This window comes from Streptomyces sp. NPDC029122, assembly GCF_055569445.1.
Window position 1 is genome coordinate 126588 of sequence record NZ_JBVHWK010000016.1, and the last position, 21038, is coordinate 147625.

The window sequence follows — 21038 nt, forward strand, 5'->3', positions numbered from 1 at the left end:
TCCACCCGGAGGGAGCCCGTGTCAGACGGTCTTGATCGCCGGGTCCGAGACGCTCGGGGCCCCCGTCTCCACGTGCCCCGCGAAGCGGCGCAGGAAGGTGGTGTCGGCGTCCGAGACCACGGAGACGTCGTACCAGCGGCCCGAGGCGCGCAGGTCGACGGTGTGGGAGACGGTGGCGCCCGGGTTGACCTTGAACGTCTGGGCGGCGCCCCCGTAGGCGTTGGTCACGGTGAGGTTCACCGCGGCGGTGCCCCCGTTGACCAGGGTCAGGGCCAGGTTGCCGGTGGCGTCCACGTGGCGGGCGGTGACCTCGGGGCCGGCCTTCTTCGCCGGGCCCTTCCAGGTGCGCAGGAAGCCGTTGGGGCCCCAGACCGTGAGGTCGATCCTGTTGCCGGTGGAGCTGCTGGTGGACCAGGTGTCGGAGAGGGTCTTGCCCGCCTCGACCGTGTAGGGCCAGGGGCCGTCCGTACGGTTGCCCGAGGTGCTGTGGAAGTGGGCGCCGAGCCTGGGACCGGAGGAGAAGGTGAGCGTGAACTTGCCGGTGGAGACGGTGCGGGAGCCGTCCACGTACGGGCTGTAGCCGAGCGGGCGGGCGGGCTTGGAGCCGGCCTCCTGCTTCGGCAGGGTGCCCGACGCCGGCGGGGTCGGGTAGTAGGACGGGTGGCGGTTCTTGTCCGGCGGGACGTACCCGGCCGTCGACGGCAGCGCGGCGGGCGCCGCGTCCGCCAGGGTGAAGTCGAAGGCCGAGGTCAGGTCGCCGCAGACCGCGCGGCGCCACGGGGAGATGTGGGGCTCGTGCACCCCGAAGCGCTTCTCCATGAAGCGGATCACCGACGTGTGGTCGAAGGTCTCGGAGCAGACGTAGCCGCCCTTGCTCCACGGGGAGACCACGATCATCGGCACGCGCGGACCGAGTCCGTAGGGGCCGGCCGCGTAGCCGCCGCCGCCGGGGTAGAGGTCGCGGGTGACGTCGGCCGTGGACAGGCCCCAGGCCGAGGAGGCCGGCGGGTACGGCGGGACCACGTGGTCGAAGAAGCCGTCGTTCTCGTCGTAGGTGATGAAGAGGGCGGTCTTCGCCCACACCGCCGGGTTCGCCGTCAGCGCGTCGAGGACCTGCGAGATGTACCAGGCGCCGAAGTTCGTCGGCCAGTTCGAGTGCTCGCTGAACGCCTCGGGGGCGGCGATCCAGGACACCTGGGGCAGGGTGCCGTTCAGCACGTCCGCGCGCAGCCGGTCGAAGTAGCCGTCTCCCGCCTTGACGTTCGTGCCGGTGCGGGCCTTCTCGTAGAGGGCGCTGCCGGGCTGGGCGTTGCGGTAGGCGTTGAAGTACAGCAGCGAGTTGTCACCGTAGTTGCCGCGGAAGGCGTCGTTGATCCAGCCCCAGTGGCCGGCGGCGTTCAGGCCGTCGCCGATGTCCTGGTAGACCTTCCAGGAGACCCCGGCGGTCTCCAGGCGCTCGGGGTAGGTCTTCCAGCCGTACCCGGCCTCCTGGTTGCCGAGGACCGGGCCGCCGCCCAGGCCGTCGTTGCCCGTGTGGCCCGTCCACATGTAGTAGCGGTTGGGGTCGGTGGCGCCGATGAAGGAGCAGTGGTAGGCGTCGCACACGGTGAACGCGTCGGCGAGGGCGTAGTGGAAGGGGATGTCCTTCCGGGTCATGTACGACATGGTGGTGGCGGTCTTCGCCGGGACCCACTTGTCGTACTTGCCGTTGTTGTAGGCCTGGTGGCCGCCCGCCCAGTCGTGGTCCAGGCCCGTGAGGAACTGCATCCCGAGGTCTTCCACCTGCGGGTTGAAGGGCAGGACGTCCTTCAACCCGTCGGACTGGTGGAAGACCGGCTTGCCGTTGTCCTGGAGGACCGGCCGCGGGTCCCCGAAGCCCCGGACCCCTTTCATCGCGCCGAAGTAGTGATCGAAGGAACGGTTCTCCTGCATGAGGACGACGATGTGCTCGATGTCCTGGATCGTTCCGGTGCCGCCCTGCGCGGGGATGGCGGCGGCGCGCGCGATGCTCTCGCTGAGCATCGTGGCGGCCGCGGTGCCGCCGGCGATCTGGAGGAACCTGCGTCGGTTGAGTTCAGCCATGGGTGACGACCTCTAGGGGGTGAGGGGGGATCGAGGGGCGCCCCAAGGACAGCGGTCCCGGGGTACCGGAGGGGGATCCCCGTCTGACGTCGGGCCGTACAGCGGACGAACGGAAGGCCCCGTGGACGACAGCTCCCGAACGGCCCCGACAGCCGCCGCGACGGCCCCCGCGCACTGCGGCGGGGGGCCGGACGGACGGCGGGGGACGTGAAGGGGCGTGCCGTGCGCTCCGCTGCCGGTACGGTACGTCCCACCGCACCCCGCACAACAGACCCGTGCGCCACGCCAGTTGACCTCGCAGCGGCACGCACGCACTGATCCGCCCCGGGCGCCGGGGACGGGGGCCGCCCGAGCGGCTGGGCCACCCGCCTGCCCTGAGGTGAACGGCGGGGGCCCTACTCAGCACCCCCACAAGGGAACTGAGCATCCGTACTCAGGCCCCGGCGCGGCCGGGCCGTCATCGTGGAGGCATGTCCATACAGTCTTGTGATCCGCGCCCGCGCGTCGGCATAACCGCCGTCGCCAGCCTGCTGCCCGAGGACGTCGTGTCGTCCGACGAGCTCCAGCGGGAGGTGTCCCGGCGCAGCGGTCTCGCGCTGCCCGCGCGGCTCCTGACGCAGGCCACCGGGATCGTGTCGCGCCGGGTCGCGGGCCCGGGGGTGTACGCCTCCACGCTCGCGGTGGGCGCGGCCCGCCGGGTGCTGGACTCGGCCGGGCTCTCGCCGCTCGACGTGGACCTGCTGGTCTTCGCCTCCGCCTCGCGGGACGTGGTCGAGCCGGCGACCGCGCACATCGTGCAGGCCGAACTGGGCTCCAGGGCGCACGCCGTGGACGTGACCAACGCCTGCAACAGCTTCGTCAACGGGATCGACCTCGCCCGCAGCGCGGTCCTCGCCGGGCGGGCCCGGCGGGCGCTGGTGGTCACCGGGGAGACCCCGAGCCGGGCGGTGCGGAAGGACCCCGCCGACCTCGCGGAGTTCCGCGGCGCCTTCGCGGGCTACACCTTCGGCGACGCGGGCGCGGCCGTCCTCCTGGAGGAGGTGGGGCGCGGCGGGATCCTGGACGTGGACAGTGAGACGCATTCGGAGCACTGGGAGGTCGGGGGCATCCCGGGCGGCGGGTCGCGGCACCCGCGCGGGGACGCGTACACCTATTTCCAGGGGGACGGCCACGAGCTGCGCGGGGTGTTCGAGAAGGTGGGGACCGCGGTCATCGACCGGACGCTGCACCGCACGGGCATGGACTGGGACGGCTTCGCGAAGGTGCTGGTGCACCAGGTGACGGTGCCGTACCTGGAGCGGTTCGCGGAGCTGACCGGAGTGCCCGCGCGGAAGCTGGTGGTCACGGTGCCCGAGCTGGGGAACGTGGCGAGCGCGAGCATCGGCGTGCAGCTGGAGCGGGTCTTCCCCGGGCTGGCGGCCGGGGAGCGGGTGCTGTTCGTCGGGCTGGGCGGCGGGATCAGCATCATGACGATGGTCTGGGAGAAGTCGTGAGCACCCGCATGTGGGTGGTGGTGCCCGCGCACGAGGAGGCGGCGCGGCTCGGCCAGACCCTGCGGGCGCTGGCCGCGCAGCGGGACCGGGACTTCACCCTGCTGGTCGTGGACAACGCCTCGGCGGACGGCACCGGCGGGATCGCGCGGGAGTTCGCGGCGGGGGCGCCCTTCCCGGTGGAGGTGATCGAGGAGCCGGAAAAGGGGGTCGGCTCGGCGGTGGACACCGGTTTCCGGTACGCGATCGGGCGCGGCGCCACGCTGCTGGCGCGCACGGACGCGGACTGTCTGCCCCGGCCGGGGTGGACGGGCGCGGCCCGGGCCGCGCTGCTGGCCCGGCCGGGCCTGGTGTGCGGGCGGGTCACGGCCCGGCGCGACGAGCACGGTCCGCTGGGCCGGGCCGGTTTCACGGGCCTGGTCGCGCTGGCGGCGCTGTTCGGGCGGCTGCGGCCCGGGCACGCCCGGCGGCACGGCTTCCGGGCGCCGTACCGGATGCACGCCGGGAACAACATGGCGATCACCGCCGAGCTGTACCTGGCCGTGGGCGGCATGCCGCGGCGCCCCTCGCCGACGGACCGGCTCTTCCTCAACGCGGTGCGCCGCCACACCGACCGGATCTCCCGCTGCCGGGGCATGGTCGTGGAGAACTCCACGCGCCGGCTGCGCGCGTACGGCCTCGCCGGGACCGCCCGCTGGTACCTCGACCAGGGCAGCGGCACGCACGGAACGGACGACCCCCGCTGATGCTGGACCGACTCGAACACGCGCTGCGGGCCCGCCCCGAGCAGCCCGCCGTGCTCTCCGCCACCCGTACCGGCGGCACCCGCGTCCGCGCCACCCGGGGCGAAGTCGCCGAACTGGCAGACGACTTCGCCGCGGCGCTGCACGCGCGCGGACTGCGCGCCGGGGACACCGTCGGCGTCGCCGTGCGGCCGGGGCCGCGCGCGCTGGCGGTGCTGCTCGCGCTGTGGCGGCTCGGGCTGCGCGGCGCGGTCCTGGACCCCGGTGCCGGGGCGGAGGTGCTGCGGGCCCGGCTCCGGCTGGCGCGGCCCGCGCTGGTGCTGGCCGACGGCGCCGCGCAGGCGGTGGCCGGGTGGGCCCGGCCGCTGGCCCGGCGGGCGGCGCTGGAGCTGCCGGAGCTGGCCTCGCTGGGGCCGGTGGCCACGGTGGGGCCGCGGCTGCCGGGGTGCGCGCCCGCCCTCGAGCGGGGGGCGCCCCGGGCGGGGTTGCCGACCGGGGACGGCGGATACGACGAAAACGCAGACGCGGTGATCGTGTTCACCTCCGGGACCACCTCGCGGCCCCGGGCCGTGGTGCACACCCGGGCGGGGCTGGCCGCCGGCATGGAGACGGTGTCCGCGCTGTTCGCCGCCGGGGGCGACCGTGGCGAGCCCGTGCTCGGCGGGACCTTCTTCGTGCTGGTGCCGTCGCTGACGCGCGGGGCGCCGGTCGCGCTGCCGGCCCGCTCCCCCGCGGCGCTGGCCCGGCAGCTGGACCGGCTCCGGCCCCGGGACACCTATCTGACGCCGCCCCAGCTGCGGGACGCGCTCGGCGCGGGAGCCCGGTTCGGGGGCCGGGTGTGGACGGGTTCGGCTCCGGCGAGCGCCGAGCTGCTGGGCCGGGTCCGGGAGGCGGGCGCGGAGCAGGCGTGGGGGGTGTACGCGCTGACCGAGCTGTTCCCCGCGGCGGCCGTGGAGTCCCGGGAGAAGGCCGCCTTCGAGGGGGCCGGGGACCTGGTGGGCGCCCCGCTGCCCGGGGTGCGGACCGCCGTGGACGCGGACGGCCAGCTGCTGCTGGCCGGGCCCGCGGCCCGGGACCGCTATCTGGGGGAGGCTCCCGATCCGTGGGTGGCCACGGGGGACCGGGCGGCCCTGGACGGCGCCGGGCGGATCGTACTGGGGGGCCGCTGCAAGGACATGGTGCTGCGCAGGGCGGAGAACATCTACCCGGGCCTGTACGAGCCGGGCCTGCACGTGCCGGGAGTGGAGCTGGGCGTCCTCGTCGGGGTGCCGGCGGGTGACGGGGACGAGCGCCTGGTGGCGGTGGTCCAGCCACGCCCGGGCGTCCCCGAACCGGCCCTGCGCGCCGCGCTGTCCGAGCCGCTGCGGCGGATGGGGACCGCCCGGCCGGACGCGCTGCTGTTCGCGCGGATCCCGCTGTCGGGGCGCTCGCGCAAACCGGACCGGGCGGCGGTGTCGGCACTGGCGGCCCGGCTGGTGACGGCTGCGGGGACGCGTCCGTGAACCTGTGGGTGGTGGTCCCCGCGTACAACGAGGCGGGGTCGATCGGGGCGACCCTGGCGGCGCTGGCCGCGCAGCAGGACACCGGCTTCCGCCTGGTGGTGGTGGACAACGCCTCCACCGACGGGACGGCCCGGATCGTCAGGGAGTTCGCCCGGTCGGCGCCCTTCCCCGTCGAGCTGGTCCACGAGCCCGAGCCGGGGGCGGGGACCGCCGCCGACACCGGCTTCCGGCACGCCGTACGCGGCGGGGCGCGCCTGTTGCTGCGTACGGACGCGGACTGTCTGCCCGCCCGGGACTGGACGGCCGTCGCCCGGGCGGAGTTCGGCCGGGGGGCGGAGGTGCTGTGCGGGCGGAGCGTGCCGCGCCGGGACGAGCGGCCGTCCTTCGCCGAGTCCCGGCTGCTGCCGGCGCTGGTGCGGCTGGCCGCGCTGTACGGGCGGGTGCGCACCGCGCACCGCGGCCCGCGCCACCTGGCCCCGTACGTGCTGTGCCACGGCCACAACCTCGGCATCACCGCCGAGCTGTACGTGCGCTGCGGCGGGGCGCCGCGGGAGCGGCTGGAGGAGGGCTCGGAGGACGTCACCCTGCTCAACCGGGCCCGCGAGCACAGCGCACGGGTCGTGCGCGCCGAGCACCTGGTGGTGGAGAACAGCCTGCGGCGGCTGCGCTCCTGGGGTGCGCGGCGCACCCTGCTCTGGTACTGGGACCGGCGCTACCGGCCCACCGACACGGAAGAGGTCCACGTCCGATGACCACCACCGCCCAGGCACGGGCGCGCCGGCGCGACCGCCGGGTCTACCTGCGCAGCCACCCGCTGCTCTTCGGGCTGCTCGCCGCCACGCGCGGGCGGGCCGTGCGCCGGATCGGGGGCACGGTGCTGGTGCACGACGCCGACGCCTACCGGGAGGCGCTGACCCGGATCCCGCTGGACCGGACGGCGGCGGGCACCACGGGCGGGGCCGCGCGGGAGGCGCTGCGCGGGGACGGCGGGGTGCTGTTCGACCAGGAGGGCGGCGGGCACCGGGCCGGCCGGCGCTCGCTCGCGGAGGGTCTCGGCGCGGCCGGGGTGGAGGAGCTGCGCGCGGTGTGGCGGCCGCTGCTGGTACGGGGCCTGGCGCCGTTGGGCCGGGGTGCGGAGGTGGACGTGGCGGCGCTGGCGCGGGAGCTGGCCGGCGCGGTGGCGGCGGCCCTGCTGGAGAGCCCGGCCGCGCCGCGGAAGCTCGCCGAGGCGGCCGCCCGGGCCGCGTCGGCCTCGGTGCGCAGCCACCTGCCGGGCCCGCCGAGGCCCGGCGCGGGGGCGGCGGCGGCCCGGGCGGCGGAGCGCCTGCGGGAGTTGCTGGGCGGCGGCGACGCCCTGGACGCGATGGTGGCGGTGGCCGCGGTGAACACCACCGTGGCGGCGGTGCCCCGGGCCGTCGCCTGGTGCGCGGACGCCGGGCTGTGGGGGCAGGCCGCGGACGCGGGGCTGCGGCCCCGGCTGGCGGAGGAGCTGCTGCGGGTCACGGCGGCCTCGCCGGTGCTGCCCCGGGTCGCGGCCGGGGCGGGGACGGTCGGGGGCTGTCCGGTGCGGGACGGGGACCGGCTGCTGCTGGTGGCCCGGCACGCGGCCGGGGCGCACCGGCGCGACCCTGACGGGCGGGACCCGGCGGGGGCGGGGACGGCGCGGCTGGTGTTCGGGGCGGGGCCGCACGTGTGCCCGGGGGCCCGGCTGGCGACCGTCCTGCTGGGCGACGTCCTGGAGGCGCTGGCTCCGTACCGGCCGGTGGTGACGCGCTCCCGGGTGGACCGGCGGGCGGCGCTGCCGGGGTGGCGGGTGCTGCGGCTGAGGGCGGGCTCATGAGGATCGGGATAACGGGGGCGAGCGGCTTCTGCGGCGGTCAGGTGGCCCGCGCGGCCGCGGCGTCGGGTGCCGGGGTGGTCTGTCTGGGCCGCAGACCGGGTCCGCTGGGCGAGCACCGGTTCTGGGACGCGGCGTCGGCCGTGCCGGACCTGTCGGGCGTGGACGTGGTGGTGCACTGCGCGGCGGCGGTGGGCGATCCGGCGCCGGGCTCGCGGGCGGAGGCCGCCATGCGCGCCGTCAACGTCGACGGCACCGCGCGGCTGCTGCGCGCGGCTGCCGGGCGGCCGGTGGTGTGGGTGAGCAGCGCGAGCGTCTACGACCCGCGCCGGGATCGTCGCCGGGTGACGGAGGACCATCCCCGCGCGCACCACCTGAACGCGTACGGCCGTACGAAGGCGGCGGGCGAGGCCCTGGCGCTGGAGGCGGGCGCGGTGGTCCTGCGCCCGAGGGCGGTCTACGGCCCGGGCGACACCCAGCTCCTGCCCCGGCTGGTCTCCCGGGTCCGCGCCGGGACCCTGCTCCTGCCGGGCCCGGACGTGCGGCTGAGCCTGACGGCGGTGGAGAACCTGGCGGACGCCTGCCTGGCGGCGCCCGGCTGGGCCCCGGGCGCGTACAACGTGGCGGACGCGGCCCCGTACGGCCGGGACGCGGCGGTCGCGGCGGTGCTGCACGCCCACGGCATTCGCGCCCGCGTCCGGCACCTGCCGCTCCCGGCGGCCGGCACGGCGGCCCGGGCGGCGCAGTCACTGGCCCGCCTCACCGGCACCGAGCCGGCCCTCAGCCGCTACGCGGTGGACCAGCTGGCGCACCCGGTGGTCCTGGACCTGACCAGGGCCCGCTCCCAGGGCTGGACCCCGCGGCGGACCCTGGAGGACTACCTCAGCTCCGTGCGGGGGTGAGCCGCAGGGAGATGCTGTTGATGCAGTACCTCTGGTCCGTCGGGGTGGGGTAGCCCTCGCCCTCGAAGACGTGGCCGAGGTGGGAGCCGCACTTCGCGCAGAGGACCTCGGTGCGGACCATGCCGTGCGAGATGTCGGCCTTCAGCTCCACCGCCTCACTGTCCTTCGGGTCGTAGAAGGACGGCCAGCCGCAGTGCGACTCGAACTTCTCCGAGGAACGGAAGAGCTCGGCGCCGCAGCCGCGGCAGGAGTAGACGCCTTCCGTCTTGGTGTCGGTGTACTCGCCGCGGAAGGCGGGCTCGGTGCCGGCGAGGCGCAGCACCTGGTACTCCGACGGGGTCAGCTCCGCCTGCCACTGCTCGTCCGTCTTCTGGACCTCGTACGCCATGACTCTCCCGCTCCCTCAGTTCGACAGGCGGGCGATGGTTTCCAGGATCCGGGGGCCCAGATCCGTGACGTCGCCCGCGCCCATCGTGAGAACGAGGTCGCCGGGCTTGGCCATTCCCGCGATGACGTCGGCGACGGCGTCCTTGTCGTGCTCGGCGGCGACGTCGGCGCCGGCGGTGCGGGCGGCGGAGATGATCAGTTCGCTGGTGATGCCGGGGATCGGGTCCTCACGGGCCGGGTAGATGTCGAGGACGACGGAGGCGTCGGCGAGGGCCAGGGCCTGGCCCATCTCCTTGCCCAGTTCCTGGGTGCGGGAGAAGAGGTGGGGCTGGAAGACGACCAGGATGCGGGAGTCCCCGGCGGCGCCGCGGATGGCCTCCAGGTCGGCGGTCATCTCCGTGGGGTGGTGCGCGTAGGAGTCGATGACCTGGACGCCGGCCGCTTCGCCCTTGAGCTGGAGGCGGCGCTTGACGCCGGTGTACTTGCCGAGGGCCGAGGCCAGGTTGTGCGCGGGGATGCCGAGGGCGACGCCGGCGGCGAGGGCCGCGACGGCGTTGTGCGCGTAGTGGCGGCCGGGGACGGAGACCGTGAAGGTGAGCGGGCGGCCGTCGAGGAGGACGGTGACCTCGCTGGTCAGACCACGCGGGGTGATCTTGGTGATGCGGACGTCGGCGTCCTCGTCCTCGCCGTAGGTGACGACGTTCAGGCCGTCGCGGCCGGCGACGCGGCGGGCGATCTCGGCGGCGCCTTCCTGGCCGTGGGCGACGACCAGGGTGCCACCGGGGACGATCTTGCCGACGAAGGTCTCGAAGGACTCGTAGATCTCCTCCATCGACGCGTAGTTCGCGTGGTGGTCGAGCTCCGCGTTGAGGATGATCGCGACCTGCGGGGTGTACTTGTGGAAGCTGCGGTCGCTCTCGTCCGCCTCGGCCACGAAGACCTCGCCCTCGCCGTGGTGGGCGTTGGAGCCGGGGGCGTCCAGGTCGCCGCCGATGGCGTAGGAGGGGTCGAGGCCGAGCGCCGAGAGGGAGACCGCCAGCATCGAGGTGGTGGTGGTCTTGCCGTGGGTACCGGCGACGGCGATCGGGCGCAGCCCCTCCATGACGGAGGCCAGGGCGTCGGAGCGGTGCACGACCGGGATGCCGAGTTCGGCGGCGCGGGCCAGTTCGGGGTTGTCGGCGCGGATCGCGCTGGAGACGACGACGCAGGTGGCGTCGGCGGCGAGGTGGCCGGCGGCGTGCCCGATGTGGACCGTGGCCCCGTGGGCGCGCAGCGCCTGGGCGGTCTCGGAGTCACGGGAGTCGCTGCCGGCCACCCTCGCGCCGCGCTGGGCGAGGATCTTCGCGATGCCGGACATGCCGGCGCCGCCGATGCCGATGAAGTGGGGCCGTTCCATCGCGGTCGGCAGGCCGGGCTTCATTCAGGTCGCTCCAGGATCGAGTGCGGGACGCGCTGCCCGCCGGGGTGTGTCCGCCCCAGCCTATTCGTTGTGGGCGAAGAGCTTGAGCACCGGAACCTCCACCTTGTGCCGGGCGCGGGAGGCCCAGTCGCGGTGGAAGAACTCCTCGACCAGGTGGGGGGCGGTCAGGACGATCACCTCGTCGGCGTCGGTCTCGTCCACCACGGCCTTCAGTTTGTCGAGGGGGTGGTCCTCGACGATCTGGCCGACGGCCTCGGCGCCCTTGGCCCGCAGGGCCGCGAGTGAGTGTTCGAGCGCATGTGCGGCCGGGCCGAGGGCGGCCTCGCCCTCGGGTACGTCGGCCTCGCGGAGGGCTTCGGGCAGCTCGCCGAGCGCTACGTCGTCGATGGCCCGCAGCAGTCGGTCCTGGTCGCCCCTGGGTTGCATGAGGACGAAGAAGGAGACCGGGTCCTCTCCGTGCAGAGTGGTGACGAAGTCCACGTCCACCGGGGTCAGCGGCTGCTCGATCATCAATACGCTCGTGAACACGGACGCCCTCTCCTTCATGGCCGAGACCGGTCGGCCGGCCCCTGCAAAAACCATCCTGCCCCGCTGGCGCGCGGAGCCTCGCAGGTATGTGTGCCCAGGTATGTGCCCGTCGGAAGCTAAGCGGAACGAGAAATTCCGCTCTTGTCAGATCCGACGGTAGCTGGTGAAGAGGAACCCGGCCTCTTCCAGTACGCAGGCGGGCGCGAGCCGGTGCGGAACGGCGACGGAGGGCCCGCCTGAGATCCGCTGGGCGTCACCGGCCGTGAGCGTCGGGGAGATCGTCAGGCACAGCTCGTCGAGCACGTCGGCGGCCACGAACTGGCCCAGCAGCCGGGGCCCGCCCTCCGTCAGCTGGCGGCGCAGCCCGCGCGCGGCCAGCTCGCGCACCGCCCGCTCCGGGGCCACGGCGGCGCCCTCGCCCGCCACCACGACCTCGGCGCCGGCCGCGGTCGCCTCCGCCACCCGGTCGGAGGGGGCGCCGGCGCCGGTGACCACCAGGGTGGGGACCAGCGGGGAGGTGAACAGGGGCAGGCCGAAGTCCAGGTCCAGGCTCGCCGTGACCACGGCGATGACGGGCGCGGGCCCCTGTCCGGCGGCCGTGCGGCGCGCCGCGAAGGCCTCTCGGGCCCGGGCCGGGCGGTAGCCCTCCTGGCGAACCGTTTCCGCCCCGACGACCACCACGTCGGCCAGGGCCCGCAGCGTGCCGAAGATGCGCATGTCGGTCTCGCCGGAGATGGGCTGCGAGCGGCCGTCGTGCTGCGCGGCGCCGTCGAGGGTGGAGACCATGTTGGCCCGCAGCCAGTGCGCGCCGGGGGCGAGGTCGGGATAGGCGTACGCTTCCGCCAGCTCGTCCAGCGACCACTCGCGGTCGGCCGTGGCCCCCGACGGGGCGGATGTCTGATCGGTCACAGGGAACAGGCGTCGCATCGGTGCAGTGTGACACGCCCCGTAGAGTTAAGAGCTGTGTCAACATCACTCTCCACCTCCGGTCCTGCCTCCGGGCGGCCCCCGATAGCCGACGCGGGGCCCCTCGCCCTGTGCGCCCGCGAGCCGCGCGTGCCGGCCGAACGGCTGGTGGCCGAGATGGTGCCGCCGCCGCGCTTCGACTCGGTGCGCTTCGACACGTACGACCCGGACCCGGCCCAGCCGAGCCAGTCCGAGGCCGTCACCGTGCTGAGCGGCTTCGCCGCCGGCCTGGGCGGCGCGCACGCCAGCGGCGCCGGCAAGCGCAGGTGGTTCCAGAAGAAGGCCCCGGCCCCCGCCGCCGGACCGCGCGGGGTGTACCTCGACGGCGGCTACGGCGTCGGCAAGACCCACCTGCTCGCCTCCCTCTGGCACGCCACCCCGGCCGAGCCCGCCCTCAAGGCCTTCGGCACCTTCGTGGAGCTCACCAACCTGGTCGGCGCGCTCGGCTTCCAGCAGACCGTCCAGACCCTGGGTGGTCACCGGCTGCTGTGCATCGACGAATTCGAGCTGGACGACCCGGGCGACACCGTGCTGGTGTCCTCGCTGCTCAGCCGCCTGGTGGAGCAGGGCGTGGCGCTGGCCGCCACCTCCAACACGCTCCCCGGCAAGCTCGGCGAGGGCCGCTTCGCCGCCGCCGACTTCCTGCGCGAGATCCAGGGGCTGTCCGCCCACTTCCGGCCGCTGCGCATCGACGGCCAGGACTACCGCCACCGCGGCCTGCCCGAGGCCCCGGCGCCCTTCTCCGACGAGCAGGTCACGAAGGCCGCGTACGCGACCCCGGGCGCGAGCCTCGACGACTTCCCGGGCCTGCTGGAGCACCTGGCGAAGGTCCACCCGAGCCGCTACGGGGCGCTGACCGACGGGATCGCCGCGGTCTGCCTGACGGACGTCGTGCCGGTGCCGGACCAGTCGACGGCGCTGCGCCTGGTCGTGCTGGCCGACCGGCTGTACGACCGCGAGGTCCCGGTCCTGGCCTCCGGGGTGCCCTTCGACAGGCTGTTCAGCGAGGACATGCTCAACGGCGGTTACCGGAAGAAGTACTTCCGAGCCATATCGCGGCTCACCGCGCTCGCACGCGACGCGAAACCCCTGGTGTCGCAGTAGGTTTGGCACGGCCGGGTCGCTTCTCGCGGCCCGGCCGTTTCCACTTCTGCGAAGGGATCACCATGGCTGCCACACGTAACGCACACGCCGTCTGGGAAGGCGACCTGTTCGAGGGCAAGGGCGTCGTCACCCTCGACTCGTCCGGCCTCGGCAGCTACCCCGTCTCCTGGCCCGCGCGGACCGACGAGGCGGCGAACGGACGGACCAGCCCCGAAGAGCTGATCGCCGCGGCGCACTCCAGCTGCTTCAACATGGCCTTCTCCAACGGCCTGGCCAAGGCCGGCAACCCGCCGGCGAAGCTGACCACCTCGGCCGCGGTCACCTTCGTGCCCGGGCAGGGCATCACCGGCATCCACCTCACCGTCGAGGGCGAGGTCCCCGGCCTCGACAACGACGCCTTCGTCGCCGCCGCCGAGGACGCCAAGAAGAACTGCCCCGTCAGCCAGGCCCTGACGGGTACGACGATCACCCTGAGCGCCAAGCTCGTCTGATCCCGCCCACCGCCGCCGGGCTCCCGCGCACGCCGCCGGGGCCCGGTGGGGTGACGGGCCGCGTCCGGCGCACGCGTCGCGGTCCCCGCCGCGGTGCGCCGTGGTACCACGGGCCGGTCACTTCTCCAGCCGCCCACCGCGGAGTCACCGATGTCCGTCACCCGACGCAGCCTGCTCGCCGCCGGCGCGGTCGCCTTCAGCGGGGCCCTCGGAGCGCTCTTCGCCACGGGGGGCGCCCGCGCCTCCGCCCGGGGGTACGGGCCGCTGCTGCCCGACCCGGCCGGGCTGCTGGACCTGCCCGCCGGGTTCTCGTACCAGGTGCTCTCGCGCGCCGGGGACCCGCTGCGCTCGGGGGAGGGCACGGTGCCGGCCAACTGCGACGGCATGGCCGCCTTCGGCGCGGGCCGCGGCCGGCTCCGCCTGGTCCGCAACCACGAGAACCGCGCCACCGCCGCGCTGCGCGTCCCCGCCGCGGCCGGGCTCACGTACGACCCAGCGGCGCTGGGCGGCTGCACGGTGCTGGAGCTGGACCCGGCGGGGAAGGTGTGCGCCGAACGGGTCGGGCTCGCCGGGACCGCCGTCAACTGCGCGGGCGGGCGCACCCCGTGGAACACCTGGCTGAGCTGCGAGGAGACCGAGGAGCGGGCCGGGGAGTCGGGGTACGCCCGGGACCACGGGTACGTCTTCGAGGTGGACCCCGCCGACCCGCACCGGCTCGGCGCCGTCCCGCTGACCGCGCTGGGCCGCTTCGCGCACGAGGCCGTCGCCGTGGACCCGTACCGGGGGGTGGTCTACGAGACCGAGGACGCCTTCGTGCGGCCCTTCGGGCTCTTCTACCGCTTCCTCCCGGCGCTGCCGCTCGGCGGCCGCGGCTCCCTGCGCGCCGGCGGCGTCCTCGAGGCCCTGCGGGTGCCCGGGGTCGCGGACCTGTCGGCGGTGGACGAGCCGGGGGCGGAGTTCCCCGTGGAGTGGGTCCCGGTACCGGACCCCTCGGCGGCCGGGACACCGGTCCGCTTCCAGGACTTCGGCCCGCGCGGGATCACCCACGCGCAGAAGCTGGAGGGCTGCTACTGGGGAGGCACCGGGGTGTACTTCGTCTCCAGCTACGCCCGCAGCGGCGAGGGGGCCGCCGCCGACCACCACGGCCAGGTCTGGTTCCACGACCCGCTGCGCGGCAGGCTCCGGCTGGAGGTGCTCTTCGGCCCGGCGGCGGCCACCTCCCCGCCCGGGGACTCCCCCGACAACATCTGCCTGGCCCCCGACGGCGGGCTGATGGTGTGCGAGGACGGCGGCGGCGACCAGTACGTCTTCGGCGTGACCCCGGGCGGTGAGGTCTATCCGATGGCCCGCAACGCCGACGACGTCGGCGCGCCGGGGGCACCGGAGTGGGGGGAGTTCGCGGGGGTGACCTTCTCCCCCGACCGGCGGACGATGTTCGTCAACGCCTACGCGCCGGGCACCACCTTCGCGGTGACCGGCCCCTGGCGCTGACCCGCGCCGCGGCCGCGGCCGTCTCGCGCTCCCGTCCGGCGTGCCGCAGGATCGTACGGAGCCGAGCGGATCGGGGTGGAAAGCGGTGGCCGAGAAGGACAAGAGCGGCAGGGGCGCCCGGAAGTCCGGGGACGCGCCGGAGGCCGGGGACGCCCGGAAGGCGGCGGGCACCCGGGAGCGCGGGGACGCCCGGGAGGCGGACGGAGCGCGCGGGGGCGCGGGCGAGGCCGACGGAGCGCGCGGGGAGGAGGGCCGGGCGCTCGCGCCCCTGCTGCGGGTGACGCCCGGGGAGCGGATCGCTCTCGCCGCCCTGGACCCCTCTACGACCCCGGGCGGGCCGTCGGACAAGGCTGCCGCCCTCGCGGCCACCGCCCGGCTGGCCGAACCGCTGGCCTCCCTCCAGGAACGGCTCTACGCGGCCAGCACCGCCGGTGACCGCCGCCGGGTCCTGCTGGTCCTCCAGGGCATGGACACCAGCGGCAAGGGCGGCACCGTCAAGCACGTGATCGGCCACCTCAACCCCTCCGGCTGCCGGATCAAGGCCTTCAAGGCCCCCACGGAGGAGGAGCGCGCCCACTCCTTCCTCTGGCGGATCGAGAAGGCCCTCCCCCTGCCCGGCGAGATCGGCATCTTCGACCGCTCGCACTACGAGGACGTCCTCGTCGCGCGGGTCCGCGAGCTGGTGCCGCGCGAGCGGCTGGAGGGCCGCTACGCGCAGATCAACCGCTTCGAGGAGGCCCTCGCCGACGACGGCGTGACCCTGGTCAAGGTCTTCCTCCACATCGGGTACGGGGAGCAGCGCGCGCGGCTCCTGGAGCGGCTCGACAATCCCGACAAGCACTGGAAGTTCAGTCCCGGGGACATCGACGAGCGCGCGGCGTGGCCCGCGTACCGGGAGGCGTACGAGCTGGCGCTGGAGCGCTGTTCCACGGCGGCGGCGCCCTGGTACGTGGTCCCCGCGGACCACAAGTGGTACCGCAACTGGGCGGTCGCGGAACTGCTGCTGGAGCATCTGGAGGCGGTCGGCCCGCAGTACCCGCCGGGTGACTTCGACGTCCAGGAGTGCCGCGAGCGCCTACTTGCCACATAGTCATATATTTTGCGTACGTGACCCTTTCTGTACGCAAAGTAGCGGCCACGGCCGTGCTCGGTGCCGCCCTCGCGGGATGCGGGGGCGGCCCCTCCGGCACCTCGCAGGGCGCCGGGCAGGCACGACTGGCCAGCCCCGCGGCCCCCGGCCCCGCCACCGCGTCCGCCCCGGCCTCCCCCTCCGCCCCCGCCTCCGCGCTGCCCGGCGCGCCCGCCCGGGTCCCGGTCCTGCCCCCCGGCCCGAACGGCCTGACCCCCGTCTTCGAGCGGGCCCGGCAGCACTCCGAGAAGACGGTCGCGCTCACCTTCGACGCCGACATGACCTCCGACCAGGGGCCGCGCGCCGCCTCGGGGGAACGGTTCGACAACCCGGACCTGATCGCCACCCTGCGCCGGCTGAAGGTGCCCTCGACGGTCTTCATGACGGGCCGCTGGGCGGAGGAGTACCCCGACCAGGCCAAGTCCATCGGCACGGACCAGAACTTCGAGATCGCCAACCACTCGTACAGCCACCACGCCTTCACCTCCCCCTGCTACGGACTGCCCGCGCTGGACGGCGAGGCCGCGCGGGCCGACGTGGACCGGGCCTTCGCGGCGTTCCGGAAGGCGGGCGCGGTCAACACCGTCCCGTACTTCCGTTTCCCCGGCGGCTGCTACGACGACCGGGCGCTGCGGGCCCTGTCCGCCGCCGGGGTCACCGCGGTGCAGTGGGACGTGGTCAGCGGGGACGCCTTCGCGAAGGACCCCGACGCGGTGGCGGAGCAGGTGCTGGCCGGGGTCAAACCCGGTTCGGTGGTGGTCATGCACTGCACCCGCAGCGCGGCACCGGTGACCGAGCCTGCGATCCAGAAGATCGTCCCCGAGCTGCGAAAGAGGGGATTCCGCTTCGTGAAGGTGTCGGAGCTGATGGGGAAGTAACGTTTCGGCGCGGGTGGTGCGGGTGGCGTGAGCGGCCTGGGCGGCCCGGCGCGTCCCGCACGGCCCGCGCGGTCCGGCCCCGTCAGCTCCGCCGCGTGCCGGCCAGGCAGGCCACCGCCCCCGCCGCGCCCGCCAGCAGCAGCGCCCCCGCCAGTGCGCCCAGCGGCAGCGGAACGGCGTCCGAACGGGCGGCCTCCACCAGCGCGGACACCGCGCGGCGGGCCGGGGAGAAGGACGCGACCCAGGCCAGCACCGAGCCCACGCCCCCGGCGAGCACCGCGAGGCCCCGTGACCGCAGCAGCGGCCTGCTGCACACCGCGCCCACGGCCGCCCCCGTCAGGGCGCACACCGCCGCCGCCACCGCCCCGGCGAGGGCCGTCGCGGCCGGGGGCCGCTGCCCGAGGTCGCCGAGCAGCAGGGCGAGGGCCGCGCCGGCCGCCCCGGCGAGCAGCGCCCCGGCCAGCGCGGTCAGCAGGGCCGCGGCGTGGACCCGTACCGGGCCGGCCGCGGCGGCGGAGACGGCCCGGGCCGCCGGGGGTTCGGCGGTGACGCAGATCCGGACCAGCCAGGCGCTCACCGGCACCAGGCCGGCCGCCGCGTAGCCGAGGGCGTCCGGTGCCGGGTCGCCGGAGCGGATGCCGACCGCGAGGAACGCCGCGTACAGGACGGACGGGGCGATCCAGCGCTGGGAGCGCAGCAGCAGGGCGCCCTGGTAGCGCAGCAGGGCGGTCACGGTCACGGGAGTTCCTCCACGGCACGGATGTGCCAGGGCGGGAGCGCGGTGAGCAGCTCGCGCAGCACGGCGTCGGAGCGGGCGGCGTCCACGGTCAGCAGGACGCCGCCGTCGGGGACGGGTACGGCGGCCAGGCCCGCGGGCGGGGCGGCGCCGGGCGGGCCGGCCGCGTGGATCCGTACGGCGCGTGCGCCGGCCGGGGCGGGCGGGGCGGCGGGCGCCAGCGTGCCGCCGCGGAGCCGGTAGTGGGCATCGGGCAGGCCGGCGAGCCGGGCGGGGTCGTGGTCGACGAAGACCACCGTGCCGCCGGCGGCGGTGCGTTCGGTGACGGCCCGGTCCAGTTCCGCCCGGGCGGCGGCGTCCAGCCCGGTCCAGGCCTCGTCGAGGACGAGCAGCGCCGGCCCGGCGAGCAGCGCCTGGGCGACGGCCACCTTCTGGCTGGTGCCCTTGGACAGTTCGGCCATCGGGGTGCGGGCGTGGCCGGCTGCGCCGAACCGCTCCAGGGCCTCGGCGGCGCGCCGGGCGGCCGCGGCGGCCGTAAGGCCGTGCACCCGGCCCAGGTGGGTCAGGTAGGCGCCCGCCGTGAGCGGCAAGGCCGCCGGGAAGCGTTCGGGGACGTAGGCGGTGCGGGACGGGCGTCCCTCGACGCGCCCCTCGGTCGGCGCGTCGATGCCGGCGATGACGCGCAGCAGGGTGGACTTGCCGCCGCCGTTGCCGCCTTCGAGGCGGACCAGGGAACCGGCCGGCAGCTCCGCCGTGATCCCGCGCAGCACCCAGGGCCGCCGCCTGCCGTAGCGGCGGCCGACGTCGGTGAGGTTCAGTGGGCGGCCGCCGTCTCGGTGAGCTCGCTGGGCCGGACGACGACGAAGCCCTCGCCGCTCAGCTTGAGCTGCACGGCCTCGCCGGAGCCGCCGCGGATCATGGAGCCGACGGACTGGGAGCGGTGCAGCCCGGTCTCCAGCGCCGCGCTCCAGCCGACCACCGCGTCCGTGTCCACGTACACCGGCGACTGCGCGGTGACCGGGATGATGACCGGGTTGCCGTCGCAGACGACGGCGAGCTTGCCGGTGCCGGTGAAGACGCTGTTGAAGAGGCCGCCGCCGGTCATGCCGGCGCCCTTCACCATCCTGATCTCGTAGGAGAGCGTCGCGTCGAAGCACAGGACGTTGCGCCCGTTGACGGTCAGGGCGTCGCCGGGCTCGAGGTCGATGATGAAGCAGTTGCCGGCCTGGTGGGCGAACCAGGCCTCGCCCTGGCCGCGTACGGACATCAGCGCGAGGCCCTCTCCGGTGACGGCCCGCTTGAGCATGCCGCCGATGCCCTGGCCCCGGCGCTCGAACTGGAGGTTCCCGCGGAAGGCGACCATGGAGCCCTGCCGGGCCAGCATCTCCCCGTTGACGGCGTACTTGACGCACTTGGCGTTCTGCAGGGTCATACCGGGCGCGGTGGCGGGCCGGGCGAGGTTCTCGCTCGCGAAAAGGTCGCTTATCACTGCGCTTTGACCTTGTCTCTTTAGACGGTAGAAGAGGAGTTCAACTAGCTTTCTATTCACTCTACTTGAGTGCGTCTCATTGCCTATGGTGTAGGCATGTTGCTGACCTACTTCACCCGGGACGGCTGGGAGTCCTGGGACCTGGCCGGGAGCCCCTCATTCGCCAGGACATGCCGGTCCTGATTGATGACGACCTTCGATTCGAGGACGAGCGCGGCCCCCGCCCCACCGTCGCGGTGAACGCATGGCTCCGCGAACTCCCCATCAGCGGGGTGCCGGCCGCGAAGTCCTGGCGCTCGTACGCGCAGGCCATGCGATCTTGGCTGGAGTTCCTGGCCTCCCGCTCCATGCATCCCTTCACGGAGCGCGCAGACCTGCGGGCCGCACTGGGCGCCTTCGCGGAGTACCGGCTGGCCGGCCCAGTCGAAGCCCGATGGGACGGCGCCACCTGGAACCACCGCGTCAACGTGATGTCCCGCTTCTACTCCTGGGCCGTCGACAACGACCACTGCACGAAGGTCCCGTTCACGTACGCCATGGGCACCCGCTACAGCAGGGAGGCCGGCGCGATAGAGGCACGCCGCAACACCGCCACCGTCCGCCGCGCGAAGCCCCACGTGACGATGAAGTACTTGGAGCCGGAGTTCCGGGACACCTTCCTCCGGGCCCTGGCCGGGTTGGACCCGGACGGCGTCCCGGACGACTCCTTCCGCGGCCGAGAACTGGCCCGCAACGCCGCCGTGGGCGGCCTGGTCACAGCCACCGGCCTGCGCGCACAGGAGTTCACCTACCTGCTGACCTACGAACTTCCCTCCCTGCCCGCACGACGGACCCCGGTCCCGGTCTGGTTCCCGCTTGCCGAATCCACGACCAAGGGACAAAAGGCACGCGCCACCTGGACCAGCCACCGGGCCCTGGCCGATGTCCACCAGTACGTCGAGCTGGACCGGGACGCCGCCGTGACCCGCGGCCCCTACCGGCCTCCGGCCCGCCTCGGGTCGCCGCTGTTCATCGAAGCACCCGACCACGAAGGCGCCCGGATCAACGGCCACCGCACCCGGTGGCGGCACCTCTCACCGGCCGAACGCCTCCGCCTGGTCAACCCCGACGGCACGTCACCAATGGTCGCTGTGCAGTCCACCGGCCGCCCCTTCGTGGACTGGGACACCGTCCTCCGGCGCACCTCCCAGCGCATCCGGGAACGCTACGAACCCCGATTCCCCACGGTCGCCGCGAAAATCCACCTTAAGCATGTGCACGTGGCCACCACCGAGGGCTACGCGCACCGTCCCGGCGGCGCACAAGGCATCTTCCTGGCCGAGGTCGGGGAGGAGGAGGCGAAGCACCACCTGGAGCTGACCGCCACCGCGTTCCGGGAGTTCCAGGCCGGCATCATGCCGTCCGGCCCCGGGGCCCGGGACGTGATCGCCGCGTTCACGCACGTGGACGCCGCCCTGGCCGATCACCAGGCCGGGGGACCCAAGGTGATGGGGTCGGACCGGCAGCTGGTCAACCTCCTGCGAAGCCAGTTGCAGTTCCTCCACGCCGGCGCCGCGAACTACTGCTGGTTCAAGGACCCCCATAAGGCCCTGTGTTTGAAGATCACCGGGGCTTCGGTCACCACGGACTCCAAGCCTATGGCGGGGATGTGCGACTCCGCACGGTGCCCGCAGGCCACCCACCACCCGGTCCACCGGCCGGTGTGGGCCGACAACGCCGAGAGGACGCGCGTGTTCCTCGGCTCCATCCCCCGGGGCCACAAGGCCGAACGGGACCGTGTCCGGGCCGACCTGGACAGGTCGCTCCGGGTACTGGACGAAATCGACGCCGCCGGGACCGGCCCGGCACAGGAAGGAGACTGAC

At 74.6% G+C, this 21038-nt stretch carries 20 protein-coding genes; 12 read left to right on the forward strand and 8 right to left on the reverse strand.

The window, feature by feature from the left end; all coding sequences use genetic code 11:
- Positions 1–21 precede the first annotated feature (21 nt).
- A complete protein-coding gene (locus ACZ4WZ_RS19900; protein ID WP_467892023.1) occupies positions 22–2082 on the reverse strand; it encodes a phosphocholine-specific phospholipase C in 2061 nt (686 codons plus the stop codon).
- 470 nt (positions 2083–2552) lie between these two features.
- On the opposite strand from ACZ4WZ_RS19900, the gene ACZ4WZ_RS19905 reads away from it, so the two are divergent.
- From ACZ4WZ_RS19905 to ACZ4WZ_RS19930, 6 genes are read left to right on the forward strand one after another with little or no spacing between them, the layout of a single operon-like run.
- Entirely contained in the window at positions 2553–3575 is a 1023-nt protein-coding gene (locus ACZ4WZ_RS19905; protein WP_467892025.1) for a 3-oxoacyl-ACP synthase III family protein, read from the forward strand.
- Positions 3572–4318, forward strand: a complete 747-nt coding sequence (locus tag ACZ4WZ_RS19910; protein ID WP_467892027.1) for a glycosyltransferase family 2 protein — start codon at positions 3572–3574, stop codon at positions 4316–4318. The genes ACZ4WZ_RS19905 and ACZ4WZ_RS19910 overlap by 4 nt, the downstream gene beginning before the upstream one ends.
- A complete protein-coding gene (locus ACZ4WZ_RS19915) occupies positions 4318–5817 on the forward strand; it encodes a class I adenylate-forming enzyme family protein (RefSeq protein WP_467892029.1) in 1500 nt (499 codons plus the stop codon). Before ACZ4WZ_RS19910 ends, ACZ4WZ_RS19915 begins: the two co-directional genes overlap by 1 nt.
- A complete protein-coding gene (locus tag ACZ4WZ_RS19920; RefSeq protein WP_467892031.1) occupies positions 5814–6569 on the forward strand; it encodes a glycosyltransferase family 2 protein in 756 nt (251 codons plus the stop codon). The genes ACZ4WZ_RS19915 and ACZ4WZ_RS19920 overlap by 4 nt, the downstream gene beginning before the upstream one ends.
- Positions 6566–7657, forward strand: a complete 1092-nt coding sequence (locus ACZ4WZ_RS19925) for a cytochrome P450 (protein ID WP_467892033.1) — start codon at positions 6566–6568, stop codon at positions 7655–7657. Before ACZ4WZ_RS19920 ends, ACZ4WZ_RS19925 begins: the two co-directional genes overlap by 4 nt.
- Complete coding sequence (locus ACZ4WZ_RS19930) at positions 7654–8556, forward strand: NAD-dependent epimerase/dehydratase family protein (protein WP_467892036.1); 903 nt, start codon at positions 7654–7656, stop codon at positions 8554–8556. Before ACZ4WZ_RS19925 ends, ACZ4WZ_RS19930 begins: the two co-directional genes overlap by 4 nt.
- Here ACZ4WZ_RS19930 and msrB read toward each other — a convergent pair.
- The 4 genes from msrB to ACZ4WZ_RS19950 form a co-directional block, all read right to left on the reverse strand.
- A complete protein-coding gene (gene msrB / locus ACZ4WZ_RS19935; RefSeq protein ID WP_467892038.1) occupies positions 8537–8944 on the reverse strand; it encodes a peptide-methionine (R)-S-oxide reductase MsrB in 408 nt (135 codons plus the stop codon). The genes ACZ4WZ_RS19930 and msrB overlap by 20 nt on opposite strands.
- 15 nt (positions 8945–8959) lie before the next feature.
- Positions 8960–10363 carry a UDP-N-acetylmuramate--L-alanine ligase gene (gene murC / locus ACZ4WZ_RS19940; protein ID WP_467892040.1) on the reverse strand — a complete coding sequence of 468 codons (1404 nt, stop codon included), beginning with the start codon at positions 10361–10363 and terminating at the stop codon, positions 8960–8962.
- A 60-nt stretch (positions 10364–10423) separates the two neighbouring features.
- Positions 10424–10891, reverse strand: a complete 468-nt coding sequence (locus tag ACZ4WZ_RS19945) for an indole-3-glycerol phosphate synthase (RefSeq protein WP_467892042.1) — start codon at positions 10889–10891, stop codon at positions 10424–10426.
- Positions 10892–11035: 144 nt separating this feature from the next.
- Positions 11036–11818, reverse strand: a complete 783-nt coding sequence (locus tag ACZ4WZ_RS19950; RefSeq protein WP_467892044.1) for a pyrimidine reductase family protein — start codon at positions 11816–11818, stop codon at positions 11036–11038.
- 36 nt (positions 11819–11854) lie between these two features.
- On the opposite strand from ACZ4WZ_RS19950, the gene zapE reads away from it, so the two are divergent.
- The 5 genes from zapE to ACZ4WZ_RS19975 all read left to right on the forward strand — a co-directional run bounded on the left by zapE (position 11855) and on the right by ACZ4WZ_RS19975 (position 16950).
- Complete coding sequence (zapE, locus tag ACZ4WZ_RS19955) at positions 11855–12961, forward strand: cell division protein ZapE (protein ID WP_467892046.1); 1107 nt, start codon at positions 11855–11857, stop codon at positions 12959–12961.
- 62 nt (positions 12962–13023) lie between these two features.
- A complete protein-coding gene (locus ACZ4WZ_RS19960; RefSeq protein WP_467892048.1) occupies positions 13024–13452 on the forward strand; it encodes an OsmC family protein in 429 nt (142 codons plus the stop codon).
- Between the two features lie 150 nt (positions 13453–13602).
- Complete coding sequence (locus ACZ4WZ_RS19965; protein WP_467892050.1) at positions 13603–14943, forward strand: alkaline phosphatase PhoX; 1341 nt, start codon at positions 13603–13605, stop codon at positions 14941–14943.
- Between the two features lie 268 nt (positions 14944–15211).
- Positions 15212–16033 (forward strand): PPK2 family polyphosphate kinase, encoded by an 822-nt coding sequence (locus tag ACZ4WZ_RS19970; protein WP_467892106.1) that lies wholly within the window; start codon positions 15212–15214, stop codon positions 16031–16033.
- A gap of 17 nt (positions 16034–16050) precedes the next feature.
- Positions 16051–16950 (forward strand): polysaccharide deacetylase family protein, encoded by a 900-nt coding sequence (locus tag ACZ4WZ_RS19975; protein WP_467892053.1) that lies wholly within the window; start codon positions 16051–16053, stop codon positions 16948–16950.
- An 82-nt stretch (positions 16951–17032) separates the two neighbouring features.
- Here ACZ4WZ_RS19975 and ACZ4WZ_RS19980 read toward each other — a convergent pair whose 3' ends face one another.
- Genes ACZ4WZ_RS19980 through ACZ4WZ_RS19990 form a run of 3 tightly spaced genes read right to left on the reverse strand, consistent with a single transcriptional unit; the run spans position 17033 to position 19175 of the window.
- Positions 17033–17689 carry an ABC transporter gene (locus tag ACZ4WZ_RS19980; RefSeq protein WP_467892055.1) on the reverse strand — a complete coding sequence of 219 codons (657 nt, stop codon included), beginning with the start codon at positions 17687–17689 and terminating at the stop codon, positions 17033–17035.
- Positions 17686–18504 carry an ABC transporter ATP-binding protein gene (locus ACZ4WZ_RS19985; protein ID WP_467892108.1) on the reverse strand — a complete coding sequence of 273 codons (819 nt, stop codon included), beginning with the start codon at positions 18502–18504 and terminating at the stop codon, positions 17686–17688. Before ACZ4WZ_RS19985 ends, ACZ4WZ_RS19980 begins: the two co-directional genes overlap by 4 nt.
- Complete coding sequence (locus ACZ4WZ_RS19990; protein ID WP_467892057.1) at positions 18501–19175, reverse strand: AIM24 family protein; 675 nt, start codon at positions 19173–19175, stop codon at positions 18501–18503. The genes ACZ4WZ_RS19985 and ACZ4WZ_RS19990 overlap by 4 nt, the downstream gene beginning before the upstream one ends.
- Before the next feature lie 170 nt (positions 19176–19345).
- Between ACZ4WZ_RS19990 and ACZ4WZ_RS19995 the strand changes: the two genes are divergently transcribed.
- Entirely contained in the window at positions 19346–21037 is a 1692-nt protein-coding gene (locus ACZ4WZ_RS19995; protein ID WP_467892059.1) for a site-specific integrase, read from the forward strand.
- Position 21038 lies beyond the last annotated feature (1 nt).

What these genes read in the sequence shown, in the direction of transcription:
- ACZ4WZ_RS19950 (WP_467892044.1), bottom strand. Translation starts at nt 11,818, where the DNA reads ATGCGACGCCTGTTCCCTGTGACCGATCAGACATCCGCCCCGTCGGGG.
- ACZ4WZ_RS19915 (WP_467892029.1), top strand. Translation starts at nt 4,318, where the DNA reads ATGCTGGACCGACTCGAACACGCGCTGCGGGCCCGCCCCGAGCAGCCC.
- ACZ4WZ_RS19995 (WP_467892059.1), top strand. Translation starts at nt 19,346, where the DNA reads ATGCCGGTCCTGATTGATGACGACCTTCGATTCGAGGACGAGCGCGGC.
- msrB (WP_467892038.1), bottom strand. Translation starts at nt 8,944, where the DNA reads ATGGCGTACGAGGTCCAGAAGACGGACGAGCAGTGGCAGGCGGAGCTG.
- ACZ4WZ_RS19930 (WP_467892036.1), top strand. Translation starts at nt 7,654, where the DNA reads ATGAGGATCGGGATAACGGGGGCGAGCGGCTTCTGCGGCGGTCAGGTG.
- ACZ4WZ_RS19965 (WP_467892050.1), top strand. Translation starts at nt 13,603, where the DNA reads ATGTCCGTCACCCGACGCAGCCTGCTCGCCGCCGGCGCGGTCGCCTTC.
- ACZ4WZ_RS19900 (WP_467892023.1), bottom strand. Translation starts at nt 2,082, where the DNA reads ATGGCTGAACTCAACCGACGCAGGTTCCTCCAGATCGCCGGCGGCACC.
- murC (WP_467892040.1), bottom strand. Translation starts at nt 10,363, where the DNA reads ATGAAGCCCGGCCTGCCGACCGCGATGGAACGGCCCCACTTCATCGGC.
- ACZ4WZ_RS19925 (WP_467892033.1), top strand. Translation starts at nt 6,566, where the DNA reads ATGACCACCACCGCCCAGGCACGGGCGCGCCGGCGCGACCGCCGGGTC.
- ACZ4WZ_RS19960 (WP_467892048.1), top strand. Translation starts at nt 13,024, where the DNA reads ATGGCTGCCACACGTAACGCACACGCCGTCTGGGAAGGCGACCTGTTC.
- ACZ4WZ_RS19905 (WP_467892025.1), top strand. Translation starts at nt 2,553, where the DNA reads ATGTCCATACAGTCTTGTGATCCGCGCCCGCGCGTCGGCATAACCGCC.